The organism is Isachenkonia alkalipeptolytica, assembly GCF_009910325.1.
In the GTDB taxonomy this organism is placed as follows: Bacteria; Bacillota; Clostridia; order Peptostreptococcales; family T1SED10-28; genus Isachenkonia; species Isachenkonia alkalipeptolytica.
This window is the reverse complement of record NZ_SUMG01000008.1, coordinates 134,140-140,400: the sequence shown is the minus strand read 5'-3', so window position 1 is coordinate 140,400 and position 6,261 is coordinate 134,140. Positions and strand designations below refer to the sequence as shown.

The 6,261-nt window shown below is 37.0% G+C and carries 4 protein-coding genes; 1 reads left to right on the top strand and 3 read right to left on the bottom strand.

Features of this window, described 5'->3' with window-relative positions; all coding sequences use genetic code 11:
* The first annotated feature begins 352 nt into the window (after positions 1–352).
* Complete coding sequence (locus ISALK_RS08550; protein ID WP_160721242.1) at positions 353–976, top strand: zinc dependent phospholipase C family protein; 624 nt, start codon at positions 353–355, stop codon at positions 974–976.
* A 26-nt stretch (positions 977–1,002) separates the two neighbouring features.
* Here the strand turns inward: ISALK_RS08550 and ISALK_RS08545 are convergent, their stop codons facing one another.
* From ISALK_RS08545 to ISALK_RS08535, 3 genes are read right to left on the bottom strand one after another with little or no spacing between them, the layout of a single operon-like run.
* On the bottom strand, positions 1,003–2,091 hold the full coding sequence (locus ISALK_RS08545) for a hypothetical protein (protein WP_160721240.1): 1,089 nt from the start codon (positions 2,089–2,091) through the stop codon (positions 1,003–1,005).
* Between the two features lie 21 nt (positions 2,092–2,112).
* On the bottom strand, positions 2,113–3,810 hold the full coding sequence (gene argS, locus ISALK_RS08540) for an arginine--tRNA ligase (RefSeq protein WP_201756869.1): 1,698 nt from the start codon (positions 3,808–3,810) through the stop codon (positions 2,113–2,115).
* A 51-nt stretch (positions 3,811–3,861) separates the two neighbouring features.
* The gene (locus ISALK_RS08535; protein ID WP_160721238.1) at positions 3,862–6,237 is read right to left on the bottom strand and encodes an endonuclease MutS2; all 2,376 of its coding nucleotides are present in this window, start codon (positions 6,235–6,237) and stop codon (positions 3,862–3,864) included.
* Positions 6,238–6,261: the final 24 nt, after the last annotated feature.

Below are 6,261 nucleotides of genomic sequence, written 5' to 3'. Positions count from 1 at the left end.
TCCTAAGCAACTATCCGGGCATACCATAATAATACTACAATGTCCGCTGTTATTGATATAAGAACCTCATATCAATCTTGCCCCATGACAACTAATATTGATTCTATAACTAAGAAATTTCACAAAATAGCTGCTAATAATACTCAAAAGTATGTAAGGTTAAATTAGACCTCTGGATTTGTAAGACTAAATTAGACAGTTTTATAAATAGGGGTCTAATTTACTTTTACAATTAAACGAGCAATGATTCTTTGTAATTTAAATGGGGATTTCCTTGTAAAAAGAAATCATTTATCATATAATAATGAAACAAACAAAGCTATTATGGATACTATAGAAAGGTGGGAAAATATTGTTGCCGCAAACTCATATGATTATTGCAAATCATATCTATGATCATACCGAAAAAACCCTGGGAATACGACTAAATAAGAGCAGTCTGCAATACGGTAGCATCAAACCGGATATCGCTCCAAACTTACTGAAGCTGCATCATTTCAAACCCCAATCTTTAAGATTGATCTGCGAAGAAATCAAAGAACTAACCGAGCATACTTATGCCGATGACCATAACTACATCAAGTTTATCTCCCGACAAATCGGTATAATCAATCATTTTGTTTCTGATTTCTTCTGTGTTCCCCATAACGATCGCACAACCTATAAAAACAACTTTATGGAACATATGGCCTATGAAAATACATTGCATAAAAGGTTCAAAACCTTCGATAAGAAAATCCCTACCCCTGTTGTTTCTTTGGACTTCCTTAATCTTTCCATTGATGATATAGAAGAGTTGATTGAGGGTTATCACCGGGAATACTCTAAGAAAGTAGAATCTATGTCCAACGACATTGAGTATTCAATTCATGTGTCTTCATTGGTTTCCGTACTGATTATGACGAATATGGTGCACAAATCCAGTATTCAAACAAGCTGGAAGTCTACACCTCGGCTTATCCCAAAAACCGCTTAAAAAATAAAACCGCAAAAACCATTAGCCTAAGCTAATGGTTTTTTCAGTTTGTAAACCCTGGTCTTCGTTTTCACTTCCAACGTTATACAATTTTCTTTCAATTTTTTTTGCACCACTTCAAAGCTTCTCAGTATTGGATGTTTCCCTTTTTCTCCTTCTTTCATGGAAAATAGATCTTTCGTATTTATGGCATTTGGAATTTTCAATTTTTCAAAATCCAAGGGAGATTTTTCTATCTCGAAATGCTTCAGTTTGTTAAAATATCGATCCATTCCTTGTAAGAAGTTTGTATTTGCAGAACTATACTCGTCTACCTGTGGCCTTTGATCGCTATCCAATTTTCTTTTTCTCAGATCTGTCAACAGTAATGTAAAAACCTTTACTTCCACTGGGACCTCTGATTTTTCCAATTCGTTGAAGGTCCTAGGGTTCTCGTGATGTTTTATAAACAAATGAATGCTTTGAATAAACAAAAGTTTGCTAATGGATTCGGGATTTTTTTTTGTCGGAATCTCTGATTTTGATGAACGGTCTAAATCCATGATCCACTGAACCTTTCCTTTTTCATAGGAAATTTTATCCATCCTGTTCTTCTTAGAAATCTTTTGGAAGACCCGTTCGTAGTTCAAATGAATCAAATACTCTTTTAAAAACGAAACAAAGGAATCAGCATCGCTGTACTCCTTATGCATAACTCCATGAACTGCTTTTCCCATTAAAAGAAATAAAATCAAATTTTCAGGACTTTGATTCGTTTGACAACTGAATAATGCTAGTTCCTGTTCTAGAGACTCTAAATTTTGATTTCCGATTATTAGTGGAAGTATGCTTATTATTCCTGTACTAACCAATGAATCATTAATTTCTTGATCCTTCGTCAACAAAAAGCAGCTGATGCTTCCCTCCCGATAATATCGCCATAAAATCAGTTCTTCTTTGAGTCTTGGTACATCAATCCAAAGTTTTTCTTTCTCTTTATCATTGACAAGAGATTTGCCTATAATAATCATCAGTTCCATAAGGTCGCTATAATCTTCATTATTTCTTTCAGTATCATAATTTAGCCGTTTATCATAACTTTCTGTCAAGGAAAAAATATTTTGCATTGGTTCCATCTAATCCTCCATTTCCCTGTGCTACATTTTCTCGGGAGCTTCAATACCTAGAATATACAGCGCGTTTTTAATGGTTTGTTTCGTAATGGAAACTAAAGCCAGTCTTGCTTCTTTGATTTCTTCCTCTTGATTGAGTATGGGACATTCATTGTAAAATTTATTAAACTCCTGAGCAAGGTTTACCACATAGCGGGTAACGATCGATGGCTCATTTTTATCTTTAGCCTGAATAATCGCCTGGCTAAAGCCATGAATTCTCATTAATACATCCATCGAAGTTTTTTCCTCTAGAATCTGCCAGTTAATATTCGAGCTTATTTCCATATTCGCCTTTCGAAGAATACTTGCTGCCCTTGCATGGGTGTATTGAACATAGGGACCGGTCTCGCCTTCGAAGTTAAATGCAGTTTCCCAGGAAAAAGATACATCTTTAATTCTGCTATGACTTAAATCATTAAAAATAATTGCTCCCACACCAATATCCCTAGCAACTTTCTCTTTGTTTTCCAGCTCCGGATTTTTCTCTTCAATAATTCCCTGAACCCGATTAATAGCTTCATCCAAAACGTCCTGCAAAAGAACTACATTCCCTTTCCGGGTTTGGATTTTTTTACCTTCATGAGTTACTCGTCCAAAGGGAATATGTTCTAAATCCTTAGCCCATTCATAACCCATCAAATCGATAACCTTCATCCACTGGGCAAAATGTAGATTCTGGGAATAATCCGTAACATACAGACATTTTTCAAAATCAAAGGTTTTTTTTCGATAAATTGCTGCTGCAATATCCCTCGTGGCATAAAGAGTACTTCCATCTTTTTTCATGACCAGACAAGGAGGCATATTGAATTCCTCTAAATCTACTAAATGGGCCCCTTTACTTTCTTTTAATAAGTTTTTTTCCTGAAGCTCTTTGATTACACCGTCCATCTTGTCGTTATAGAAACTTTCACCGGTATAATGATCAAATTTCACATTTAAAGTCTTATATATTTTCTTTAGTTCTTGGATCGTTTCAGAACTAAACCATTTCCAAAGATTATAAGCTTCCCGGTCCCCTTGTTCCATTCGGGTAAACCAATTTCTTGCTTGATCTTCCAGTTCTGGATGATCTTCAGCTTCTTCATGGAATTTAACATATAAATCCAGTAAAGTTTCAATTGGATTTTCCTTCACAGCTTTTTCTGAACCCCAGTTACGATATGCTACGATAACCTTTCCAAACTGAGTTCCCCAGTCTCCTAAATGATTTATTCCTTCACAATTATAGCCTAAGGCTTCATAAATTCGGTATAGAGCATTACCGATAACCGTAGAACGCAAGTGACCTACATGGAAGGGCTTTGCAATGTTTGGTGCTGAGAAATCTATGCAAACGGTTTTCCCCTGACCCAAATTTCGTTTCCCATAAGCATCTTTTTGGTGGGTAACAGAATTCAAAATTGAAAGGATCAATTGTTTTTTATCAATAAAAAAGTTTAAGTAAGGTCCTTTTGCCTCGACTCTTTGAAATCCTTCAGGAAGCTCCATCCCTTTTTTCAGGTCCTCTGCAATCATATTAGGAGCTTTTCGTAAGGTCTTTGCTAGACGAAAGCAAGGAAAAGCATAGTCTCCCATTTCACGGTCCGGCGGCACCTCTAACATTCCTTCAATTTCTCCCAGGGAAAGATCTTTAATATAATGCTTCAAGTACTCGGTTAACACTATTTTATAATCCATAATAAACCTCCTTATTTTTCACTGATCTTCCTTTAGATTTTACTGTAAAATTTATTTTAAATCAACAATGGTTACACCCGCTCCACCTTCTCCGTATTTTCCGCCTCTGAAAGACTGCACATGACGATGGGCTTTTAACATTTCATTAAGACCTGATTTCAGCACTCCGGTGCCTACGCCGTGAATAATCATCACTTGTGTAAGCCCTGCTATATAAGAGTCATCTAAATATTTATCCACCTCAAATAAGGCTTCTTCTAAATTTTTTCCCCGTACATCGATATCGGTTCGAATATTTTGACTTTTGGTTTTGATCATCTTGGATGTCTTTTTTATCTCTTTATCCTCCTGGGAAGATAACCGTTTTAAATTCGAGGTTTTAATGTTAACCTTCATTATACCAGCTTGAACTTGTACTTCTCCCTTATCATCTTCGGAACTCAGCACATGGCCTTCTTGATTTAGCGAAAGAATTTTTACCCGTTCACCGGGTTTCAAGTTTTTGGGTGGTTCATGGTTTACCGGTTCTTTCATGGATTCTTTGGAATCTCTATATTCCAAAGTCTTATTTCCAAGTTTCACTCGGGCCTTTTCGATTTCCTGATTCACTTTTTTACGATCCATTTCCTGCTCCAAGTTTCGAAGATTGTCAATAATCTCCTCTGTCTCAGCTTTTGCTTTTTTAACCAATGTCTGAGCTTCTTTTTTTGCCTGAGAGACCATCTTCTGCTTTTGGTTTTCAACCTTCTCAAGTTTTTCCTGGTATTTTTCCTTCAGTTCTTCCATTTCTTTTTTCAGTCGTTGAATCTCAATTTTTTCTGATTCAATGGTGCTTTTATTGTTTTCGATATTTTGCAATACATCTTCAAACTGTAGGTTTTCCTGTGTTATCAGAGACTTTGCCAAGTCTATTATTTCAGGAGAAAGCCCTAACTTTCTCGATATTTCAAAAGCATTGGATTTACCCGGGACTCCTATGGAGAGACGATAGGTCGGGCGTAAGGTTTTGACATCAAACTCCACAGAGGCATTTTCTACTTCCGGATGTACTAAAGCATATTGTTTCAGCTCACTATAATGAGTGGTTGCTACCACTTTTGTCCCGGTGCTCTTAAGATTCTCTAAAATTGCCATAGCAAGAGCAGCACCTTCCGTTGGATCTGTGCCCGCTCCAAGTTCATCAAACAGGACCAAAGAGTTTTCCGTTAGATTTCTAAAAATTTCCACGATATTGGTCATATGTGAGGAAAAAGTACTTAAGCTTTGCTCAATACTTTGTTCATCTCCGATGTCTGCAAAGATATGATCAAATATAGTTATTTCCGTCCCGGAATCCGCCGGGATCTGGAGTCCGCTTTGTCCCATTAAGGAGAGTAATCCTAAAGTTTTTAAGGAAACGGTTTTTCCACCGGTGTTTGGACCTGTAATCACTAAAATATTGAAATCCTTTCCGATCCAGATATTCGTCGGAACTACCTCTGTTGGATTTAATAACGGATGTCGTGCATTTTTAAGGTTTACATATCCTCGGTTATTCACCTTGGGGCTGGAGGCTTTCATAGAAAGAGCCAATTTACCCTTCGCAAAAATGAAATCAACTTTCCCTAAAAGATCCCGATTTTTCAGAAGTTCATTTTCTTTTAACGCAATCATATTGGAAATTTCCCTGAGAATCCGTTCAATTTCCTGCTCTTCCGCTAACTTCAGCTGTTTTAATTTATTGTTCAAGTCTACCACTGCCATGGGCTCAATAAATAACGTGGCTCCGCTGGTAGATTGATCATGGACCATCCCTTTAACTTGGTTACGGTATTCCTGTTTTACCGGTACCACATATCGATTTTGCCGCAGTGTAATGATTTGATCCTGCAGATAGGTTTGGTTTCTAGAAGAAGTAATGAAGTTTTGCAAAGTGGATCGGACTTTTTCATTGGCCTGACTAAGTTGCCTTCGAATTTGTCTCAGTTCAACACTGGCTTCATCGGAAACTTCACTTTCGTTAAGAATGGACCGATCAATCCGTTGCTCAACATCGGGTATTGTTTCAATTTCTCGAATAAGACCGCTTAGAATAGGAGCCGTTAAATCTCCGTCCTCTTTTTCTCTTTTGATGAAGACCTTCATCCGTTTGGAAACCCTTAAAAAGTCAAGGACTTCTAGCAGTTCACCAGAATCTAGAAAAGAACCGATTGTGGTTTTTTTTATCAAGCGCTCTACTTCTCCAAGACCTTCTAAGGGAATTCCGCTATTTTTCAGCAACACCTGTACTGCCTCTTCCGTTTCTCTTTGCCTACGTTGAACTTCATCAAAATCCGTTGTGGGTTTTAATCTTGCGGCAAGATTTTTCCCCATAGGAGAGATCCCCCGATCGGATAATAATTCAATAATCTTTGTATATTCTAAGGATTTTAAACTTTTTTCATTCATTGTATTGTCACCTCTGTGTTCGTT

Coding starts and splice junctions, on each gene's coding strand:
- argS (WP_201756869.1), bottom strand. CDS start 3,810: ATGGATTATAAAATAGTGTTAACCGAGTACTTGAAGCATTATATTAAA.
- ISALK_RS08545 (WP_160721240.1), bottom strand. CDS start 2,091: ATGGAACCAATGCAAAATATTTTTTCCTTGACAGAAAGTTATGATAAA.
- ISALK_RS08535 (WP_160721238.1), bottom strand. CDS start 6,237: ATGAATGAAAAAAGTTTAAAATCCTTAGAATATACAAAGATTATTGAA.